Genomic DNA, 21,271 nt, shown 5'->3' on the forward strand with positions numbered 1-21,271 from the left:
AATGGGATTGTTAGAGCATCATTTTTTCTATTTCATTTTAATGGTATTATCACTAGCTTATCCTCTAGCACAGAGTTTCGAAAGACGAATTTATTATTATAAAAAGTGGCATCTTCTTTTGCCTTCTATTCTTTTGATGATGCTCTTGTTTATTCCTTGGGATATTTGGTTTACACATTGGTCAATCTGGCAATTTAATAACGACTACATATGTGGTCTAAAAGTGTTTTTATTGCCTATTGAGGAATGGTTATTTTTTGTCATAATTCCTTTTGCCTGTGTCTTTATTCATGAAGTCTTAAATTATTTTTTTAACAAACAATTAGAGTCTAACGCTTATGTTAAAATTTCATTCGTACTTGCGTTAGTATTAGCAGTATGCTCTGTGATATGGTCAGATAAATTATATACACTAGTTTGCTTTAGCCTAACTTCAGTTTCTCTTTTTATATTATCTATTTATCAGCCAAAATGGATAGGTTCTTTTTTTAGAACATATTTAGTTTCCTTAGTTCCTTTTTTAATCATCAACGGGTTTTTAACAGGCAGTTTCAATGAAACACCCATAGTCAGTTATAGCTCAAATCACATAATTGGCACAAGAATTCTGAATATTCCTATTGAAGATAGTCTGTATTGTTTGTTGATGCTTTTGATAGTAATTGCTGTTTATGAAAGAAAATCGACATTAAAATAAATATATAAATGTCATTTTCACTTATAGACTTAATATTTTACATTATGTTAGTGTTGTTTTTACACTTTTTAGCATATATTTGCTAAAAATATACATTTAGACATTAAAAAAATTGCAATCATAACATCAGGAGGAGATTCTCCAGGCATGAATGCTGCGCTTAGAAGTGTTGTTCGTTCAGCCAATTATCACGGCATAGAGTGTGTTGGTTTTTTTCGTGGTTATCAAGGTATAATAGAAAATGATTTCAAGCCGCTTAAAATGCGTTCAGTGAGTAATATTCTTGAACTTGGCGGAACTGTTTTAAGAACAGCACGTTCTTTAGATTTTCATAAAGCTGAAGTTCGAGAAAAGGCTTATCATAATTTAAAGTTACAGAATATTGATGCATTAGTTGTTATTGGCGGTAACGGATCAATTACTGGTGCTAATATTTTTGGTAAACAATTTGACTTTCCATGCGTAGGTATTCCCGCTTCAATAGATAACGATATATATGGCACTGATTGTTCTATAGGTTTTCAGACAGCTTTACAAACCATAGTTGAGTCTGTGGATAAAATTAGAGATACTGCCCGTTCTCACAATCGATTATTCTTTGTCGAAGTGATGGGTAGAGACAATGGTAATTTAGCACTTTATTCAGCCATTGCTTCTGGAGCATGTTTTGTAATAATTCCAGAAAAAGGATTTGAGATAAAAAATCTAGCCGAGCGATTGAAAACCGGAAAATCTTTGAGAAAATCATCTAGTATTGTAATTGTAGCAGAAGGGAATAATTATGGTCCTTCCTATAAAATTGCTGAAGACTTAACAGAAGTATTTGATGAGTACGAATCTAAGGTTACTATTCTTGGACACTTACAAAGAGGAGGTTCGCCGGTGGTAATGGATAGGCTAATAGCAAGTCGATTAGGTTTGTCAGCAGTTCAAGCATTAATGTCTGAAAACTACGGCAATATGGTTGGTATAATTGAAAATGAAACCGTATTGATTCCTATGCAAGATGTAGTAGATAAACAGAAAAATATAAACGAAGATTTATATAAGTTAAACAAAATTATTTCAAGATAAAATGACAAAAATTAAAGTAGCAATTAATGGATTTGGAAGAATAGGAAGGAATTTTTTCCGTCAAGCTCTCGAATCTGATAATATAGAGGTCGTAGCAATTAACGACTTAACAGATGTAAAAACTTTAGCACATTTATTAAAGTATGACTCTACGCATGGCGTATTGACTAACAACGTTAGTCCTTCGGACAACAAGATTTTAGTTGATTCTACTGAAATACCAGTTTATTCATGCCCTAACCCTCAAGAATTACCTTGGAAAGCATTAGATGTTGATGTAGTATTAGAGTCTACAGGCCGTTTCTTAAATAACGAACAAGCTTTACAGCACGTAATAGCAGGAGCTAAAAAAGTTGTTATTTCAGCACCTTCACCTGACGCCAAAACAGTCGTGTTGGGTGTAAATAATGAGGTGATTACTGATGAAGATTTTGTGTTTTCAAATGCTTCTTGTACAACCAATTGCTTAGCACCTATGGCAAAAGTTATCAACGATAACTTCGGTATTAAATCCGGTTATATAACGACTACACATGCTTTTACGGCAGACCAAAGTCTTCAAGATATGCCTCACAAAGATTTGAGAAGGGCACGTTCAGCAATGAATTCTATTATTCCTACAAAAACAGGTGCAGCATCTGCAGTTGGTAAAGTATTACCAAGTTTAAATGGTAAATTGGATGGCATAGCTTTACGAGTGCCTGTGGCATGTGGTTCAATTACCGATTTCGTATGCATTACTGAAAAAGAAACAACTGCTGAAGAAGTCAATAACTTGTTACAAGCGGCATCCAACACATCAATGCAAGGAATCCTAGCCGTTAGCTCAGAACCTTTAGTTTCTATTGACATTGTTGGTAGAAAAGAATCATCAATTATTGATGCAGAATTAACTAAAGTTGATGGGAATTTGATTAAATTAGTTTCTTGGTACGATAACGAAACTGGATACTCAGCACGTCTAATAGATTTGTGTTCAATCGTTACCGAAAAAGAACTAACAAAAATTTAATTCCATGAGTAAAATAGCAGTAATAGCCCACGATAATTTCAAGCCAAATCTTTTAGAATTCCTTAAGGGGAAAAAATCATGGTTTTTTGGTAGAGAGATTGTTGCTACGGGAAGAACTGCTGAATTTTTAGAAGCTGGCGATTTACATTTGCCTCTTTTGCACGTCAATAAAGGGTCCGATGGCGGTTACCTTCAGATTACTGAAATGATAAAAAATGGTCAAGTAGGTATTGTGTTCTTTTTTAGAGATGCAACTATTGTTCAGCCTTATCATGAAGACATTAGTAAACTGTTGAATACTTGCGATTTGGAAAATATCCCATTGAGCACTAATCAGGCTGGAGCAGAATTGTTAATTATCGGTAAAATAAGAATGGAAGCTTCTGAAAAAGCACAATCTAAACTCAATTCAAATCAATGAGGATAGCAATTATTGCACACGACGGCACCAAAGATCGCCTCAGGGGTTTTATACAATCCAAAATGGACGTGATTTCTAATCATACCATCGTTTGTACTAAAAGTACTTCTAAAATTGTCAAAGAATTTAATTTAAATGTTAGTGCAGTAGAATCTGGGCCACTAGGAGGAGATGCACAAATAGCTGCACAAATAGTAACTAATGAAATAGAGGCTGTTCTCTTTTTGAGAGATCCATTAGGAAAGCACCCTCACGAACCAGACATAAACATGTTGTTGAGATTGTGCGATGTGTACCAAGTCCCACTAGCAACCAATTTTAAAACAGCAGGGATTTTATTAAACCATTTTAAAAACCTTTAATAAGATGAAAGTAGTAGGAGTAGATATTGGTGGAACAAATACAGAATTAGCTGTCGTAGATTCTAAAGATGGAATTCTAAAAGTGAGTGCTTTCAAAACTAAAGCAAGTGATTCCTTTGCTCAGTATATTGATGATTTAAGTTGCCAAATTGAAGCATTAACATTGGAGTATTCTATAGATTCAATTGGGATAGGTGCGCCTAACTTTGATTCTAAGGCACAAACGTTTTGTCCAGTTAATTTCCCTTGGGACGACTTAAAGCCGTTTAATTTAAAAGCACACTTAGAGAGTTTATTGAGTATTCCTACCTTTTTAATTAATGATGCCAATGCATCAGCTATGGCTGAAAATCGTTATGGTTCTGGTAAAAAATACAAAGATTTTTCTCTTATTACAGTAGGCACTGGATTAGGTGGTGGTATTATTATCAATAATCAACTTTTTGAAGGTGCTTTCGGATATGCTGGTGAATTCGGTCATACCAAAATAGAGGGTTTAGATAGACAATGTAATTGTGGTGGTGTAGGATGTTTAGAGACGGTTGTTTCTGCTAATGGCATCAAAAAGTCATATGCTGTTAATATGAAAGAAATAAAAAGCAGTGTTCCTACTCAAATTCCTTCGGTTAAAACCATTTTTGATAAAGCTAAAAATGGAGATAAAAGATGTCAGGCGATTTTAAATTTCACATTTGAAAAGCTAGGACAAAAAATGGCTGATTTTATACATGTCCTGAATCCAGAAGCTATTATTTTCTGTGGAAATATTGCCAAGTCTATGGAGAGTTATTTGCCATTAATTTCTGGTTTTTGCGAGGAGCAATTACTTGATGACTTTAAAGGTAAAATACACTACGGAATCTCCGAATTACTTGATGACAAAATGAATGTTTTAGGACCAGCCTCATTAGCATTTACAAAAGCTGAAGAGTTAGTTAGCTAAAACCTTTATTTATTGTTGGTTGAATTTGTAAAGCTCAGCAGGTTTGTGAGAAACACCTTTTTGCTTTTCGTTGGTTTTCTTTAATATTCCTTTACTTATAATCTGTTTTCTGAAGTTTCTTTTATCAAGCTTTTCATCCAAGATGATTTCGTATAGTTCTTGCAGTTGCGATAAAGTGAACTTTCTGGGTAGTAATTCTGAAGTTACCTCATGATTTATTTCTGTTCTCAAGAACTGAATAGCATCATCAACAATTAAGTTATGGTCAAATGCCATTTCTGGAATATTTTCTATATCTGTCCAACATACATCGTGGGCAAAATAAGAGGCTTGAGGATTATAGTCTTCCATTCTAACAATAGAAACGTATCCAACTGTAATTACTCTTTCGTTAGGGTCGGATCTAAAATTTACTAACCACTCTTTATCTTTTTCTTCTTGTACACGTGTTGGGTTACCAAAGGTTTTGAATTGCTTAAGATATAAGTTGTCTAATTTTGTTAAGCTAAAAAGAATTCTATTGGCAGCATCGTCAATGTCTTCGTCAAGTTCAATGAGATCACCAGGAATAGCAAATTGAGTTTTCTTATGGTCTTGCTTTGAAAATGGATTTACCTTTTTTTCAATAGTTAAAACTTTTAGTTTTTTTTCAGTATCATTAAAACCGAAAATTACACAATCGACAGAAACATTAATCTTAGACATATTATTTTTAGTATTTAGCCAAATATATTAAATAATTAACATAAAAAAAGGCTTTAAATGTCAAAATTACACTTTGAATATATAAAAACTAATAAAAAGTTAATTATTGACTTTATAATGAATAAATAGATTAGCCCAAATAATTTTTGATAGATGGAATAAAAAAGGAGTACCAACAATCAAAACTGTGCCTACAAATAAAAGTATTTGAAATAAAGATGCTTGTAAATCAAGAATCCAGTTAGCTATATAAGTTGCAATGAAAATTGCTATGCCTATAGCGTATGAAACGTACATTGCCCCAAAATAAAAACCAGGCTCTTTGCTGAATTTTAATTTACAATTGGGACAGTGTTTATGCAGTTCACCAATTTTTTTAAAGTTATATGCTGAAGAGATAAAGAAGTCACCTTCATGGCATTGAGGGCATTTAAATTTAAGAATGCTAAATAATTTTGTTCCTTTTTTTATCATTTAGGAAAGGTAAAAAACTAAGCCTAAAAAGCTAATGTAAAACCCAATTATAATTATTGATCGGTAAAAATTTATTCCTTTCAACCAATAAATTAGAGTAATAGGGATAGAGAATGCGATTAAAAATATAGACGATAAGAAAACAATGTTGTTGTTATTGCTTGTTGTAGTTGTTGATATGACATCTATACCGTTGACCAATAGATATACAAGAACGGGTAGTCCTATACCTATACAGATATCAAATATATTACTGCCATATGCATTCGAAAAAGAATCTTTATACTTTTCGTTTTGAGCATCTTTGATAGATAATATTGTATCTGGGATACTTGAGGCTACGGCAGCAATAAAAAAGGTAATGAAAAATAAATTCAAATTCAGTTGCTCCGATAGGTGTTCACTACTAGTTACAAGTTCTTTACAAGCTAAGGAGATAATTACCAAAGAAATAAGTAAGATTAAACTAGCCTTCCAAGTGTTCAATTTAGATTTGTTTAATATTAATCCTGCAATATTAATATTGATTATCTTATAATAAAATCCAGTTTCTTGAATGTAATCTTCTTTGTTGTTTTGTGATGTACTGCCTTTATTTGTTACGCTTTTATCATTTCTTTTTTGAAAAACTAAAACAATATAAATACAATAAAGAACAATGAGAATTGTAGCAAGGTAAATAGATATACCGCCAAAGTATAGCCCTGCTAACAAGGCAATTTCTGTGATGATTAAGAAAAAGCCATCTTGTTCTATAATTTTTTTGTCAGTAGGGAACAAGGGAATGCCCTTCTTGTAATATATCACTAAGAATGATACGGCTGGTATTATTGTGATATTAAATATAGAGCTTCCAATAATGGTGGCATAACCTGCTGAAAAACCCTCAAGGTCACCAATGTAAAAAAGAAAGAAAAAAGAAATGAGTAGCTCGGGTAAAGAACTCGCTATTGCATTTATAGTTGGTCCTTTTATTCCTTCGTTGAGATTACGAGTGAGGTAGGAAGAAGCAATGTCAAAGGATTCACTTGCTTTCCAAATTAAGTAAGTGGAGAGGCATATTAAACTTAATGATAATATCATTTTGCAAAACTATATAAATAAACGCACTTCTTTAATCTATTTTTATTTATCATATGTACTTGATAAGGCTAAATTATGTTGACCAAATGTTGACCAAAAAAAAAAGACCTAAAATCTACTAGATAAGAGGTCTTTATTTTGGTGGTGCTACCAGGATTCGAACCGGGGACACAAGGATTTTCAGTCCTTTGCTCTACCAACTGAGCTATAGCACCTAAATAGGTGTGCAAATGTAAAAAAAATTCTATTGTAACAAATTATTTTCTCATGCTTTTGCTTTTATTAACTTTGGAGCGTTTTTATTATGAAAAAAATAACACTAGACGAAGGTAATACATTAGTTAAACTAGCTTTATTTGAGAATAATCAAATGGTGTTTAGGGAAAGTGATGTTAATTTGAAGCGTGTTGAGGAGTTGCTTTCACAATGCGATAGACTAATAGTTTCTACGGTCAAGAAAAACACACTTTTTGAGCCGCTATTATCAAGTAAGTATGCTATTTCTTTAAATTCTTCCACACCTTTGCCTATTACGAATTGTTACGAGACGCCTCATAGTTTAGGTAACGATAGAATTGCATTAGCTGTGGGAGCAATGGCGAATTTCCCTAACAATAATGTGTTAGTTATCGATGCGGGTACTTGTATAACCTATGATTTTATTAACTCTAAAAAAGAGTATTTAGGGGGTAGTATTTCACCAGGGATACAGATGAGATATAATGCATTGCATCAATTTACAAGCCAATTACCTTTGTTGGAAAGTGTAGATGCAGCTAAACTTACAGGAGCTAATACTGAGGAGTCTATTCATTCTGGAATAATAAATGGTGTCCTTGTTGAAATAGATGGAATAATTCAACGTTATACAAATCAATATCCTGATTTAAAAGTAATAGTTACTGGTGGCAACGCTAAATTCTTTGATAAGGGATTAAAAAACACCATATTTGCAAACCCAAATCTATTGATGGAAGGGTTAAATAAAATTTTAGATTATAATGAATCATATTTTTAGCATTTTAGCTTTTGTGCTTATGGGCTTGTCATTATCAGCACAAAATGAATCAAACTCTCCCTATTCTCGTTTTGGTCTTGGCGACTTGCAAAGTTTTTCTACGGCCACTCAGTCAGCAATGGGTGGAGTTGGCATAGCTAGTTATGACCCCTTATCCATCAATATTAGCAATCCAGCTTCTTATTCTTCAGTTTTTGCTCAGCGTTTTACTATGCAAACAGGAGGAATTCATACTACAAAACTTCTACAAACTAACACTCAAAATCAAGTTGTTAATTCTACAAATTTCAATTACTTGATGTTTTCTTTTCCCTTATCAAAGTTTTGGGGAACAAGTGTAGGGCTATTACCTTTTTCTGAGAAGTCTTATTCATTTTCTGACGTTAGCACAAACCCTCCTGCAGATCTTTTATTTGAAGGTAATGGTGGGCTTACACGTATTTATTTTGGTAATTCTATTAACGTCAATAAGAACTTGTCTATTGGAGCAAATCTTAATTATCTGTTTGGTAATTTAAATTCTAGTAGAAAAGTTTTATTTAATGATGTAAGCGTTTTTAACACAAAGATTAATGAAGATGTCAATATCAATGGCTTCTATTTTGATTTTGGTTTAATGTACAAAGCCAAATTAGGAAAATGGAATTCAGTATTGGGTTTTACTATGGATAATGGAAGTGAAATTTCTGCTGAGAAAACATCATTAATTGAAACGTTTAGAAGTGGAGGTGAGTTTGAGTTGATAGAAGACACAATAAGTTTCGACCAGCAACTTGACGGCTCTTTAGAGTTACCAACTTCTATGGGTTTTGGTTTAGCTTTGAGCAATGAGCAATGGAAAATAATGGCTGATTACAAAAGCGATAATTGGGAAGAATATAATTTATTTGGTGTCAATGATGATTTGGAAAATAGCAGTCGATTGGCTTTAGGTTTTGAATTTGTGCCTGATAAAAAATCCATTAACAGATACTATAAGATGATTCGTTATCGTTTAGGTATGTATAGTTCTAAAACTTATTTGAATTTGAAAAATCAGCAATTGGATGAAAAAGCCATCACATTAGGATTTGGTTTACCTCTGAAAAGAAGTGGTTCTTTAGTTAATTTGTCAGCAGAGTTTGGACAAATGGGAACAACTGATGATGGCTTAATTCAAGAGTCATTTGCTAGGTTCAAAATAGGTTTTATTTTTAGCGACATTTGGTTTATTAAAAGAAAATACGATTAAATTATGAAAAAGTTACTGTTTTTATTCTCAGCGTTTTTATCAATTACGCTTAGTGCTAACTCTTTGGTCGGTAGCAAGTTTGGAAGTGATAGTGTAAAGTGTGTTACAAACATATCGCTATACCGCGAGTATGTCAAACAAAATAATTATGATGATGCTATGACTCCTTGGAGAAAAGCCTATACACTTTGTCCAAAAGCGTCTAAAAATATTTACATAGATGGAGCCAAGCTTTACAATCATCTTATTAGCAAAAATCAAGGTTCTGAAGAACTTCAAAAAGCATATTTAGATTCCTTAGAAGCTTTGTACGATAATAGGATTGCTAATTTTGGTAAAGAAGACTATGTTTTAGGATTGAAAGGTTCTGATATGATGAAGTATTCTTTTTCTGATTTAGACCGAGCATTTACCTATTTAAAGCAATCTGTGGAAGGGCAAGAAGCTAAATCTAAAGCCACTGCTCTTTTTTCATACTTCAAAGCTGCTACCGAAAAATATAAAGCTAAAAGCTTTGATAAAGCACAAGTACTAGAAGTTTATGCTGTTGTGGCAGATTACCTTGATATCAATATTGCTAAAGATTCAAAAAGTAAAAAGTTTTATGTCAAAGCGGCTGAAAATGTAGAAAAATTATTCGTACCGTTCGCTACCTGTGATGACCTCATAGCTATGTTTGATGCCAAATATCAAGAAACACCTGACGACATAAATTTACTGAAGCGTATTGTTAAAGTTCTTGACAAAAAAGATTGTACCGATGCAGAAGTATATTTCTCAGCGGCAAAACAATTACATGAAGTAGAGCCTTCAGCACTTTCAGCATACAATATGGGTAACCTTTCTATCAAGAAAAATAAATCTTCCGATGCGATTGCTTTTTTCAAACAAGCTTTAGAGCTTTCTGATTCTAATGATGATAAAGCCAATTGTTTTTATGGTTTGTCGGCAGCCTATTTCAAGTCGGGTAACAACTCCACAGCTAGAAATTATGCGTTAAAAGCACTAGAGATAAGTCCTAAATGGGGCAAGTCTATGCTATTGATTGGTGATATTTATGCTGCTTCTGCCAATGAATGTGGAAGCAACGCCTTTGAGTCTGCTATGCTATATTCAGCCGCTATTGACAAATTCATTGCTGCTAAAAATATGGATAGTTCAGTTGCTGAATTAGCCAATAAGAAAATTGCCTCCTATTCAAAGTATCTACCCTCTAATGAAGATGCTTTCTTTAATGGTTATAAAGAAGGCGATACATATACGGTTGGTTGTTGGATAAACGAATCGACTAAAGTTAGAATTAAATAATTTCTCATAGTACCGCTATCACATACTCCATTTAGAAATTCGCTATTTGTCTTTTTATTTTTTACAATAGCTTCTTGTTCTAATGACTTGGAAAAAATTCATGAAATTTCCATTCAGAATCAAGCTTCTTTTCCAATAGAAACTATCAAAGATTGTGAAATCATTTATAGCGATTCAGCTAAAGTAAGAGTATTGTTAAATGCTACTCTTATGAATCGATATGCTGATGAAAAAACATACGTTGAATTTAAAAACGGTTTAAAGGTTCAGTTTTTTGATGTCAATGGTAAAAAAGAGTCTGAGTTAATTGCTGACTATGCCATAGTTGATGATGAAAATGATTTGATGTTAGCCGAAAGTAACGTGGTAGTTCGTAATATTAAAGGTGATATTTTGGAGACAGAAAAGCTGAATTGGAATCAACAAAAAGAAGAAATATTTACAGATGAATTTGTCAAAATTACTACAGAAAATGAAGTTATTTTTGGTGAAGGATTAGTGTCTAACCAAAATTTTTCTAAGTATACTATTCGTAAAATAAAAGGTACTATAACTATAAATCAGCCCGATGAATAGTTGGATAATCATATTAGCTTCAGTACTTCTGTCGGCCTTTTTTTCAGGTATGGAGATAGCATATTTATCGTCCAATAAATTGAAACTTGAGCTGGACAAACAATCCAATTCCATTGTAGCGCCTTTGTTGCAAAGAATTTTACGTTCCCCATCGAAATATATTGCTACTATGCTAGTAGGCAATAACATCTCTTTAGTAGTTTATGGTATAACTATGGCAGTAGTATTAGAGCCCAAAATACAAGTATATACTCAGTCTTCGTTTCTAGTATTATTGATTCAAACATTAATTTCAACTTTAATTATTCTTGTTACTGCTGAGTTTCTTCCTAAAGCCTTTTTTAGATTAAATCCCAATCGATTTTTGAAAATATTAGTGTTGCCTTTAACCCTCTTTCATTATCTGTTAGCACCAATAGTTAGTATAACACTATTTTTATCAAAAAGAGGTCTTAAGCTATTTGGCTTGGTGCTAGTCGAAGATTCCCCTGTGTTTGGTAAGATAGATTTAGAAGAATACCTTAAGCTTCATACCAATGAGTCTGAATACAAAAATTTAGATGTTGAGGTTCAGATTTTACAAAATGCCCTTGATTTCTCAAACGTAAAAGTGCGTGAGTGTATGTTACCACGTACAGAAATTATTGGTATTGAGGTATCTAAGACTATTGAAGATTTGTTGAAGATTTTTATTGACACTAAACTTTCAAAAGTGCTCATCTACAAAGAAAATATTGATAACATCATTGGTTATGCACATTCTAACGAAATGTTCAAATCACCTAAAAACATAAAGTCCATACTAATTCCTATTTCTTATGTTCCTGAAAGTATGATGGCCAATGATATGCTGGAGTTATTTATCAAAGAGCGTAAAGGAATTGCAGTTGTGGTTGACGAATTTGGAGGTACATCTGGAATGATAACTATTGAAGATGTTGTTGAAGAAATTTTAGGCGAGATAGAAGACGAACACGATAGTGAAAAAGATTTAGAGATAAAGATTGATGAAAAGACGTATCGTTTTTCTGCTCGACTGGAGATAGATTATTTGAATGAAAAGTACCATTTCGATTTGCCAAAATCTGATGAATACGAAACATTAGGTGGTTTACTGATTAGTCAATTGGAAGAAATACCAGAGAAAAATACAGAAATCAACATTGGAGATTATACTCTAGTTGTAGATGAAGTGTCAGATACCAAAATTGAGGTCGTTAGCCTTAGTAAAACAGATTAAGCTTACTATTTTATATCTCATATAACATTTGTATATTCGCCATCTTGTAAAAAAATGAAATATGGTAAGATTAGAAAATATTAGAAATCGTTCTGGTTTATTATTGGTTGTCATTGGATTAGCAATGTTAGCCTTTATCCTAACTGATTTAATGTCATCTAGTAATGGTGCTGTATCTACAGATTTAGTGCTTGGTGAAGTTGGTGATGAAGAAATAGATTATCAAGAGTTTGAACAAAGAGTACAACAAGCCTTAGAAGTACAAAGAGCGTCTAACCCTAGCGTCAATGTAGATCAAGTTAGAAATTCGGTATGGAATCAAGTCGTTAGGGAAACGATTTTAAATAATCAATATAATAATCTTGGACTTGAAGTTAGCTCAAGTGAATTATTTGATATGGTTCAAGGAGATAATCCATATCCATCTGTTAAGCAATCGTTTACAAACCCTGAAACAGGACAGTTTGATAGAGCGAGATTATTACAATTTCTTAAAGAAGACATCAATAATGATGAGACCGGACAAGCTATGCAACAATGGTTAAACTTTGAAGAGGCTATCCGTAAAGAAAGACAAAATAATAAGTATAACGCATTAGTAGCTAAAGGCTTATCGGCATCAGATTGGGAAGCACAACTGACTAAAAAATACCAATCAGAGATACGTAATGTATCCTACATTCAAATTCCTTTCCAGAGTATTCCAGATAGTCTAATATCGGTAACTGATTCTGATTTGAAATCTTACATTAAAGATAATAGCACAAAATATCAGCAAACGGCATCACGAACTATTGAATACGTTGTATTCAATGTTAGTCCGTCAGATGAAGATAGAAATGATGCTCAAGATTGGATACAAGATGTTAAATCTGATTTTTCTCAAACAGATAACGATGAGCTATTTATTAGAAAAAATTCTGATGTATTTAACCGTGTAATGTTCGTTTCTAAAGACGATTTAACAGATGACGTTAAGCCATTATCTACCGCTCAAGCTGGAACAGTTATTGGTCCTTTCAAGCAAAACGCAAATACGCTTAGACTAGCTAAGTTAGTTGAGAAAGCGTCAAGACCTGATTCTGTTGAGGCAAGACACATTTTAATAACTACTGCTGATGCTGATGCTAAAATAGATAGTTTGAAAGATGTTATTTCTAAAGGACAGTCTTTTGCTGCATTGGCAGAAAAATTCTCACAAGACCAGGGTTCTGCCGTCAATGGCGGTGACTTAGGCTGGTTTTCGGAAGGATTAATGGTAGAAGAATTTAATAACGCTTGTTTTAGTGCTAGAAAAGGAGAGTTAGTTGTTGTTAAAACTCAATTTGGAACACACTTAATTGAGGTTGTAGATAAATCTAAATCAACAGAAAAGTATAAAGTTGCTTACTTGGATAGACAGGTAACATATAGTAATACGACTTATCAAAATATATTTGCTAAAGCGGGTAAATTCGCTGCTGAAAATTCTAACTACGAGCAATTTGATGCTTCTGCAACAGCAGAAAATCTATCTAAAAGAATAGCAGACGAATTACAAGAAAGCACAATAAGTATTCCTGGTTTGGAGAACCCAAGAGAATTAGTGAGGTGGGCTTATGAATCTGAAGTCGGAGATGTTTCTGACGTTTTTGAATTTGGAAATAAAATAGTTGTTGCTACGCTTACTTCAATTAAAAAGGAAGGATTGAAAGATGTAGAAGATGTTAGAGCAGAAGTCGAAACTTTAGTTCGTAACCAAAAGAAATCTGAAAGATTAATGGAAGAGTTATCGAGCTATTCTTCTTTAGATGAAATTTCCTCTAATTATGGTTCTACAATTAATACTGTTGAGGGACTAAATTTTTCAAGTACACAAGTACCTAATTTAGGAGATCAACCTGCATTTGTTGGTGCTGCTTTTGCAGTAGAAGAAGGTCAAGAGTCTGGAGTATTTTCAAGCAAAAATGCAGTCTTTGCGCTTAAAGTCGATAAAGTCATTGCATCTGCTGAAAACTCAGATTTTTCAAATGCTAAAAATTCGATTATTAATACCCTAAAAAGTAGATCATCTTTTCAAGCATATCAAGCTCTAGTTGAGTTATTTGATGTTAAAGATAATAGAGCAAAATTCTATTAGAATTCTGTCTTATGAAGTATAAGCCTCAACGTTTCGTTGGGGCTTTTTTTATCTCAACACTTGAAGTCTGTACGAGTCTAGGTTGAGAAAAATAAATAATAAAATCGTAAAGCCCCAAAGTGATGAGCCGCCGTAGCTAATAAATGGTAATGGAATTCCAATAACAGGCGCTAGACCTATTGTCATGGCTACATTAATAGCGATATGAAAGAAAAATATACTCACTACACCATAGCCAAAAACTTTACTAAATACTGAGCGTTGCCGTTCAGCTAAGTAAAGTAAACGAAAGAGAAACGCTAGGTATAGTAATAGCAAAAACGTACTGCCAATAAATCCCCATTCCTCTCCAATTGTGCAGAAAATAAAGTCTGTGCTTTGTTCAGGAACAAAATTGAATTTTGTTTGTGTGCCATTTAAGTATCCTTTTCCTGCAAAACCTCCAGAGCCTATTGCTATCATGGATTGATTGACATTATAGCCAGAGCCGTGAGGGTCGCTTTCTTGTCCTAATAATACTTTTATTCTCGTTACATGATGAGGTTCTAAAACACGTTCAAAGGCATAATCTACGCTGTATATAAATCCTATACACATAGCCAATAAAGAAGAAATAATTATTAGTTCACGAAGTTTTCTACTAGAGATTATAAAAAAGAAAATAGCTATAACCGATAAAATTACAATTAGTACAATTTTAGAAACAATGATAGATGTTACAAATAAAATGGTAGTAACTATGCCTATAATGAGTAAAGTAGCTGGTAGCCCAAAGCGATAAAGTACTAATATAAAAGTCGAGTAAACAAGAGCTGAGCCAGTATCATTTTGTAAAGTGATAAAGATAACGGGGAATAGGATTAAAGCTGTTGCTATGATTTTATTTTTCGTTTTTTCTAAGCTCATATTTAATCTACTTAAAAACTTCGCTAAGGCTAGGCAACAAGCCACCTTAGCAAATTCAGCAGGTTGTATTCGTATGAAGCCAAAATCAAACCATGATTTGGCACCATTGACTTCTATACCGAATAATAAAACACCAATAAGACTCAGTAAAGAGAGTACATAGATTAGATAAGCAAAACCTTCAAAAAATTTCCAATTAAAAAACAAAATGAAAATAGCAATTAGGAAGGCTATCGATATCCATATTAATTGTCGTCCATACTTTTGGCTGAAATCCATCAGCTCATAGTTTTCATTAAATAATGCCGCATAGATATTTAACCAGCCTATTATGACTAATACGGCATACATTAGTACAGTCCACCAATCAACTTTATCAAATATGTGACTTTTAAAACGCATTAATATTCAATTACTCCTTCCACAATTTTTTTCTCCAACCAATCTCTTTGAATAGTGTCGTTGAGGTACTTCTCTATCATTAGACTAGCAATAGGAACGGCCCAAGTTGAGCCCCAACCTCCATTTTCTACATAAACTGCCAAAGCAATTTTAGGATTATCTTTTGGGGCAAATCCAATAAATATGGAGTGGTCTTCTCCGTGTGGATTTTGTGCAGTTCCAGTTTTACCACATACCGTAATATTTTCCATTTTAGCGATATTAGATGTTCCTAATTCCTCATCTTCTACAACCTCTTGCATTCCCTTTATCACTATTTCGAATAGAGAGGAATCTACCATAGTACGAATGGGTTTTCTAAATCTATCATCTATGCTATCATTTTCAATGCTTTTAACGATATGTGGCGTGTAATAATAACCTCTGTTGGCTATTGCTGCAGTCATATTTGCCATTTGTATGGGAGTGGTTAGCAAAGCATCTTGCCCGATGGAAAGGGATAAATTAGTTAATGATTTCCAACGATTTTTACCATAAATTCTATCGTAAAAATTTGGAGTAGGCACAAAGCCTTTTTGACCTGTCGGTAAGTCATTATTAAGCCAATTACCTAATCCAAAGCTCGTGACATAGTTTCGCCATACTTCATAGCCCTCGTATGTATTGGGGTATTTTTCAATAATTGCTCTGTAGACATTACAGAAATAGGCATTACACGAATTTGAAATAGATTCAATAAGATTCAAAGGAGAACGGTGCGGGTGGCACTTCATTTTACGCTTTTCCTCACCATACACATAACCTTCATCACAATTAAATTTACTTCCAGAATATATGACCTTTTCTTGAAGCCCTATCAATGCATTTATCAATTTAAATGTTGAACCTGGTGGATATTGCGCCAAAGAAGCTCTATTAAAAAGAGGCTTATTTATGGTATCTTCATTTAAAATCAAATAGTTTTCTGATCGCTTTCTTCCAACTAAGATATTAGGGTCGTAATTGGGTGACGATATTAGACATAGAATTTCGCCTGTTGAGGGTTCTAAGGCAACAATACTCCCTCTTTTATTTTTCATTAAAGACTCGCCGTAGTTTTGCAAAAAAATATCTATCGAAGACTGAAGGTCTTTGCCTGGTTTAGATTTGATATCAAACTTACCATCATTAAAGCTTCCTTTAATATTGTTATGTACGTCTTTTAAAAGTAGTTTGACACCTTTTTGTCCTCTAAGTTTATCTTCATAAGCTTTCTCTATACCACTAACTCCTATATAGTCCCCTTCTTTGTAGTAGGGATTACTTTTGACAATTCTTTCGTTGACTTCTCCCACATAGCCTAGCAAATGACTAGCCGTTGAGTAAGGGTATTTTCTTAAGGTTCTTGTTTGTACAAAAAAGCCAGGCATCAAAAACATATTCTCTTGTAACTTGGTATAGGTTTCGACAGATATTTGCTTCATCAATACACTAGCTTTATACATAGAATAATTTCTAGCCTTTTCTATTCGCTTCATTAGATTGAGAGTGTCAATTTCTAACAAGGAGCAAATGAGAGCTGTGTCTAAAGATATGGCTTGTTTTGGGGTAATCATAAGGTCATAAGCCGCTTCATTATATACGATAAGCTCTTTATTCCTATCATAAATAAGTCCTCTCCTTGGGTAGTCTGTTTGTTTTCTGATTACGTTGTTTTCTGATGATGTTTTAAAGCTATCATCTATTACTTGAATTGAAAATAAACGAATAATGAAAATGAGTATGACTAGTCCAAAAAAACCACCAATGATATACGTTCTATTTTCGTACCTTTTCACTTCAATGTATTTCTAGAATTTAAAAATTGGAAGATGATTAGCAAGATAGAAGTGATTAAAGCACTAGCTATTGTACGTAGTAAAATATTACCAATATCGAATCTAAAAGCTTCAATAGTAAACAATACCAAATGATGTATAAATACTAGTAGGGTAGTATATATCACACAAATCTGAACGCCAAATTCTTTCATTGAAAACTCAATCATAGTTTGAGATTTGTTTTTCAGTTGAGGGACTAGTCTATAAAGTATAGGGGTACGCACATAAGCAATTAATACACATGTAAAAGCATGCATTCCCATAGAGTTTTGAAAAGCGTCAATAATAAGCCCTGTACCTAGAGCTATGAATAGGGTTAAATTTTTGTTTGACTTATTGAAGGGTAATAATATGATAAAAAGAAGATAAACATAGGGATTGATATATCCCATAAAAAGGATGTTGTTAAAGATGAATACTTGTAAGAAAATAAATAGTATAAATCGAACGCTATGTCTTATCGTTACATTATTCATCTAGGGATTTTTCTAAATTAATCTTTTCATTTTTATTTAAAGACTCACACACATTGACATACCTCAATTGTTTCAAATCTTCAATGAAAGTCATTTTTATTTTATGGAATTTATCGTCATTCTCTGTGTCAATTTCGCTTATTAGACCAAGGTCTATTTTTGAAGGAAAAATATGAGAAAAACCACTTGTTATTATAGTGTCACCAATAGTTAACTTTACATGTGATGGGATATCGTATATACGAGCTTTTTTATAGCTTTTTCCATCCCACTGTAAAGAACCAAAATGGTTGTTTTTTTTGATTGCTACACTTAGTTTGCTTTGGCTATGTAAAATTGATAGTACCGTACTGTAACGTTTTGAGGTTTCTTTAACTATACCAATAACACCTCTTTCAGAGATAACGCCCATGCCTTTTTTTATACCATCGATTTCACCTTTGTCTAGGGTTAAATAATTATTGGCCTTTGCCACAGAGTTATTTATGATAGTTGCTGAAATGTATTGATAAGGGTCTGTGCTTCTTATAGTATCTGTGTTTTGATAGCTAATAAGACTTTTTAATTTCGCATTCTCTAATAGGAGTAAATCGTTAGTCTTCTTTAGTGAAAAGTATTCTCTAATATTACTAATTACAGCAAAACTATTTGCCGTTACGCCATTAGTTGAATTTAAAAATGCGGCCTTGTGAAATTGACTGTTTTGAACGATAAGAAATAAGGCAAAACTTTCTAAAAGAATGAATAAGAGTAAATGATTGTGTTTATTTATTAACTCTAATAGGTTACGCATTTTCTATCCAATAATTTATCGAATTAAAAATGGGAAGTTTTCAGTATTCTTCAATGCAATTCCTGTGCCTCTAGCTACTGCTCTAAGCGGGTCTTCAGCGACATAAACTGGCAGTTTAGTTTTTAAAGATATACGTTTGTCAAGTCCTCTGAGCATAGATCCTCCACCAGTAAGGTAAATACCAGTATTGTAAATGTCGGCAGAAAGCTCAGGAGGTGTTTGACCTAAGGCAGCAAGTACAGCTTGTTCTATCTGCGAAATAGTTTGGTCTAAAGCTCTAGCAATTTCTTTGTAAGTAACGATAATTTCTTTTGGAATACCACTCATCAAATCTCTACCATGAACAGCAAAATTTACTGGTGGTTCTTCTAATTCTTGAAGAGCAGCACCAACATTTATTTTTATTTTTTCTGCCATACGTTCACCAATATCTATATTGTGATGATTCCTCATATAAATACGTATATCCGTAGTGAAGTTATCACCTGCTACACGAATAGACCTATCGGTAACAATACCCCCTAATGAAATGACAGCAATTTCTGAAGTACCACCGCCTATATCAATAATCATATTACCTTTTGGTTCAAGAACATCTACACCGATACCAATAGCTGCTGCCATAGGTTCATGAATAAGAAATACTTCTTTTGCTCCAGCATGTTCAGCAGAATCTTTTACCGCTCTTTTTTCTACTTCTGTAATACCAGAAGGAATACAGACTACCATTTTTAATGATGGTGAGAATATACTTTTTCTTCGAGGTATCATTTTAATCATACCTCTTATCATTTGTTCTGCAGCAGAGAAATCAGCAATAACACCATCTTTCAGTGGCCTAATGGTTTCTATAGTTCTGTGGGTTTTACCATGCATTTGCTGGGCTTTCTTACCTATAGCAACAACTTTATTTAGGATAATATCTTTAGCTACAATTGAGGGCTCATCAACAACTACTTTGTCGTTGTGAATGATAAGAGTGTTTGCTGTACCTAAATCAATAGCAATCTCTTGTGTCATAAAATCGAAAAAACCCATATTCTTTTCTTTTTAGTGTTTAAAATGTCTTGTTCCAGTCATTACCATGACCATTTTGTTTTCGTCGCAGTAGTCAATGGATAAATTGTCTTTTATAGATCCACCAGGTTGAACCACTGCTTTAATACCTGATTGATGTGCAATTTCTACACAATCTGCAAAAGGAAAGAAAGCGTCTGAAGCCATCACACAGCCCTCTAAATCAAAACCAAAATGCTTGGCTTTTTCAATTGCTTGATTTAAGGCGTCAACTCTAGAGGTCTGACCTACACCACTTGCCAATAGCTGCTTGTCTTTTACAAGAACGATAGCATTTGACTTGGTGTTTTTACAAACTTTACTAGCAAACTCTAGGTCTGTCAAATGTTGTGCTGTTGGCTCTTCTTTTGTCACCGTCTTCATACCTTCAGCTCGGTCGATGGCTACATCTTTATCTTGTTCTAAAACACCATTTAAAATAGTTCGAAACTGTCTATTTGGTAGCTTAGATTCCTTCTGCACTAATATAATGCGATTTTTCTTGGATTTCAAGATTTCTACAGCTTCTTTTTGATAGGACGGAGCAATAATGATTTCGCAGAATAAAGTGTTGATTTCTTGGGCTGTTTGCTCATCAAGTTCTACATTACAAACTAGTATGCCGCCAAAGGCTGAAATAGGGTCTCCAGCTAGAGCAGCCTTGTAGGCATCTTTTAAGTTATCCCTTGAGGCAATACCACAAGCATTATTGTGTTTTAAGATGGCAAATGTGGTATCTTCAAATTCAGAGATGAGATGTATTGCGGCATCTACGTCGAGTAAATTATTATAAGAAAGTGCTTTGCCATTGAGTTGTTCGAAAAAGCCTTCAAGGTCACCATAAAATGTGCCTTTTTGATGTGGGTTTTCTCCATACCTCAAGCTATTAGCATTAGGCATACTGAATTTGAAGGCTGTATTGCCATCATCGAAATATGTAAAAATAGCAGAATCGTAGTGCGATGAAATGTTAAAAGCTTTTGATGCAAAGCGTCTTCTGTCTTGAATTTCGGTGCCATCTTTATCTTTTAGAATATCATGAAATTCTACATAATCAGCTCTCGAAGAAATGACCATTACATCTTTGAAGTTTTTGGCTGCTGCTCGAATTAAGGAGATGCCACCGATGTCAATTTTTTCTATGATTGATTGTTCGTCAGCACCAGAAGCAACAGTTTCTTCAAAAGGGTAGAGGTCAACAATAACAATATCAAACTCTGGAATGTCATATTCCACTAGTTGATTATTATCAGATTCTAACTCACGGCGACTTAAAATGCCACCAAAAACTTTAGGGTGTAGTGTTTTTACTCTACCTCCTAATATAGAGGGGTATGAAGTGAGGTCTTCTACTCTTTGGACATTTACTCCAAGTTCTTCAATAAATGTTTGAGTACCTCCTGTAGAGTAAATATTTACTCCTAATCGGTTGAGTTGTTCAACGATAGGGGCTAATCCATCTTTGTAAAAAACAGATATTAATGCATTTTTGGGCTGAATGTGTTTGTTCATTTAT

General features: G+C 33.4%; 21 protein-coding genes and 1 tRNA gene. 12 read left to right on the top strand and 10 right to left on the bottom strand.

Annotation, left to right across the window (positions count from 1 at the left end):
• The first annotated feature begins 1 nt into the window (after position 1).
• The 6 genes from ISP71_03485 (at position 2) to ISP71_03510 (ending at position 4,509) form a co-directional block, all read left to right on the top strand.
• Positions 2 to 697, top strand: coding sequence for a lycopene cyclase domain-containing protein (locus ISP71_03485; GenBank protein ID MBL6663147.1), 696 nt, complete (start codon positions 2 to 4; stop codon positions 695 to 697).
• A 90-nt stretch (positions 698 to 787) separates the two neighbouring features.
• Positions 788 to 1,771 carry a 6-phosphofructokinase gene (gene pfkA / locus ISP71_03490; GenBank protein ID MBL6663148.1) on the top strand — a complete coding sequence of 328 codons (984 nt, stop codon included), beginning with the start codon at positions 788 to 790 and terminating at the stop codon, positions 1,769 to 1,771.
• A 1-nt stretch (position 1,772) separates the two neighbouring features.
• Positions 1,773 to 2,783 carry a type I glyceraldehyde-3-phosphate dehydrogenase gene (gene gap, locus ISP71_03495; protein ID MBL6663149.1) on the top strand — a complete coding sequence of 337 codons (1,011 nt, stop codon included), beginning with the start codon at positions 1,773 to 1,775 and terminating at the stop codon, positions 2,781 to 2,783.
• Between the two features lie 4 nt (positions 2,784 to 2,787).
• The gene (locus ISP71_03500; GenBank protein ID MBL6663150.1) at positions 2,788 to 3,204 is read left to right on the top strand and encodes a methylglyoxal synthase; all 417 of its coding nucleotides are present in this window, start codon (positions 2,788 to 2,790) and stop codon (positions 3,202 to 3,204) included.
• Positions 3,201 to 3,566 carry a methylglyoxal synthase gene (locus ISP71_03505; GenBank protein ID MBL6663151.1) on the top strand — a complete coding sequence of 122 codons (366 nt, stop codon included), beginning with the start codon at positions 3,201 to 3,203 and terminating at the stop codon, positions 3,564 to 3,566. Before ISP71_03500 ends, ISP71_03505 begins: the two co-directional genes overlap by 4 nt.
• Before the next feature lie 4 nt (positions 3,567 to 3,570).
• The gene (locus ISP71_03510) at positions 3,571 to 4,509 is read left to right on the top strand and encodes an ROK family protein (GenBank protein MBL6663152.1); all 939 of its coding nucleotides are present in this window, start codon (positions 3,571 to 3,573) and stop codon (positions 4,507 to 4,509) included.
• Positions 4,510 to 4,518: 9 nt separating this feature from the next.
• Here the strand turns inward: ISP71_03510 and ISP71_03515 are convergent, their stop codons facing one another.
• The 4 genes from ISP71_03515 to ISP71_03530 form a co-directional block, all read right to left on the bottom strand.
• Entirely contained in the window at positions 4,519 to 5,214 is a 696-nt protein-coding gene (locus ISP71_03515) for an NUDIX hydrolase (protein MBL6663153.1), read from the bottom strand.
• Positions 5,215 to 5,313: 99 nt separating this feature from the next.
• The gene (locus ISP71_03520) at positions 5,314 to 5,688 is read right to left on the bottom strand and encodes a DUF983 domain-containing protein (protein ID MBL6663154.1); all 375 of its coding nucleotides are present in this window, start codon (positions 5,686 to 5,688) and stop codon (positions 5,314 to 5,316) included.
• Positions 5,689 to 6,771, bottom strand: coding sequence for a hypothetical protein (locus tag ISP71_03525; GenBank protein ID MBL6663155.1), 1,083 nt, complete (start codon positions 6,769 to 6,771; stop codon positions 5,689 to 5,691). It abuts the gene before it with no gap.
• Positions 6,772 to 6,910: 139 nt separating this feature from the next.
• A tRNA-Phe gene (locus ISP71_03530) sits at positions 6,911 to 6,986 on the bottom strand.
• Between the two features lie 89 nt (positions 6,987 to 7,075).
• On the opposite strand from ISP71_03530, the gene ISP71_03535 reads away from it, so the two are divergent.
• The 6 genes from ISP71_03535 (at position 7,076) to ISP71_03560 (ending at position 14,263) form a co-directional block, all read left to right on the top strand.
• Entirely contained in the window at positions 7,076 to 7,789 is a 714-nt protein-coding gene (locus ISP71_03535; GenBank protein ID MBL6663156.1) for a type III pantothenate kinase, read from the top strand.
• Entirely contained in the window at positions 7,773 to 9,020 is a 1,248-nt protein-coding gene (locus ISP71_03540) for a hypothetical protein (protein MBL6663157.1), read from the top strand. Before ISP71_03535 ends, ISP71_03540 begins: the two co-directional genes overlap by 17 nt.
• Positions 9,021 to 9,023: 3 nt before the next feature.
• The gene (locus ISP71_03545) at positions 9,024 to 10,328 is read left to right on the top strand and encodes a tetratricopeptide repeat protein (protein ID MBL6663158.1); all 1,305 of its coding nucleotides are present in this window, start codon (positions 9,024 to 9,026) and stop codon (positions 10,326 to 10,328) included.
• An 87-nt stretch (positions 10,329 to 10,415) separates the two neighbouring features.
• Complete coding sequence (gene lptC, locus ISP71_03550) at positions 10,416 to 10,904, top strand: LPS export ABC transporter periplasmic protein LptC (GenBank protein MBL6663159.1); 489 nt, start codon at positions 10,416 to 10,418, stop codon at positions 10,902 to 10,904.
• Positions 10,897 to 12,144 carry an HlyC/CorC family transporter gene (locus ISP71_03555; protein ID MBL6663160.1) on the top strand — a complete coding sequence of 416 codons (1,248 nt, stop codon included), beginning with the start codon at positions 10,897 to 10,899 and terminating at the stop codon, positions 12,142 to 12,144. The genes lptC and ISP71_03555 overlap by 8 nt, the downstream gene beginning before the upstream one ends.
• A gap of 61 nt (positions 12,145 to 12,205) precedes the next feature.
• Positions 12,206 to 14,263 (top strand): SurA N-terminal domain-containing protein, encoded by a 2,058-nt coding sequence (locus ISP71_03560; GenBank protein ID MBL6663161.1) that lies wholly within the window; start codon positions 12,206 to 12,208, stop codon positions 14,261 to 14,263.
• Between the two features lie 48 nt (positions 14,264 to 14,311).
• Here ISP71_03560 and rodA read toward each other — a convergent pair whose 3' ends face one another.
• From rodA to purH, 6 genes are read right to left on the bottom strand one after another with little or no spacing between them, the layout of a single operon-like run.
• A complete protein-coding gene (rodA, locus tag ISP71_03565) occupies positions 14,312 to 15,571 on the bottom strand; it encodes a rod shape-determining protein RodA (GenBank protein ID MBL6663162.1) in 1,260 nt (419 codons plus the stop codon).
• Complete coding sequence (gene mrdA, locus ISP71_03570; GenBank protein ID MBL6663163.1) at positions 15,571 to 17,388, bottom strand: penicillin-binding protein 2; 1,818 nt, start codon at positions 17,386 to 17,388, stop codon at positions 15,571 to 15,573. The genes rodA and mrdA overlap by 1 nt, the downstream gene beginning before the upstream one ends.
• Positions 17,385 to 17,906, bottom strand: a complete 522-nt coding sequence (gene mreD, locus ISP71_03575; GenBank protein ID MBL6663164.1) for a rod shape-determining protein MreD — start codon at positions 17,904 to 17,906, stop codon at positions 17,385 to 17,387. The genes mrdA and mreD overlap by 4 nt, the downstream gene beginning before the upstream one ends.
• Positions 17,899 to 18,699: a rod shape-determining protein MreC gene (gene mreC, locus ISP71_03580; GenBank protein MBL6663165.1), complete on the bottom strand. Its 801-nt coding sequence runs from the start codon at positions 18,697 to 18,699 to the stop codon at positions 17,899 to 17,901. The genes mreD and mreC overlap by 8 nt, the downstream gene beginning before the upstream one ends.
• 15 nt (positions 18,700 to 18,714) lie before the next feature.
• Positions 18,715 to 19,737 (bottom strand): rod shape-determining protein, encoded by a 1,023-nt coding sequence (locus tag ISP71_03585; GenBank protein MBL6663166.1) that lies wholly within the window; start codon positions 19,735 to 19,737, stop codon positions 18,715 to 18,717.
• Positions 19,738 to 19,749: 12 nt separating this feature from the next.
• Positions 19,750 to 21,267, bottom strand: coding sequence for a bifunctional phosphoribosylaminoimidazolecarboxamide formyltransferase/IMP cyclohydrolase (gene purH / locus ISP71_03590; protein ID MBL6663167.1), 1,518 nt, complete (start codon positions 21,265 to 21,267; stop codon positions 19,750 to 19,752).
• Between the last annotated feature and the right edge of the window lie 4 nt (positions 21,268 to 21,271).

The organism is Flavobacteriales bacterium (assembly GCA_016779995.1).
Taxonomy (GTDB): Bacteria; Bacteroidota; Bacteroidia; order Flavobacteriales; family UBA7312; genus UBA8444.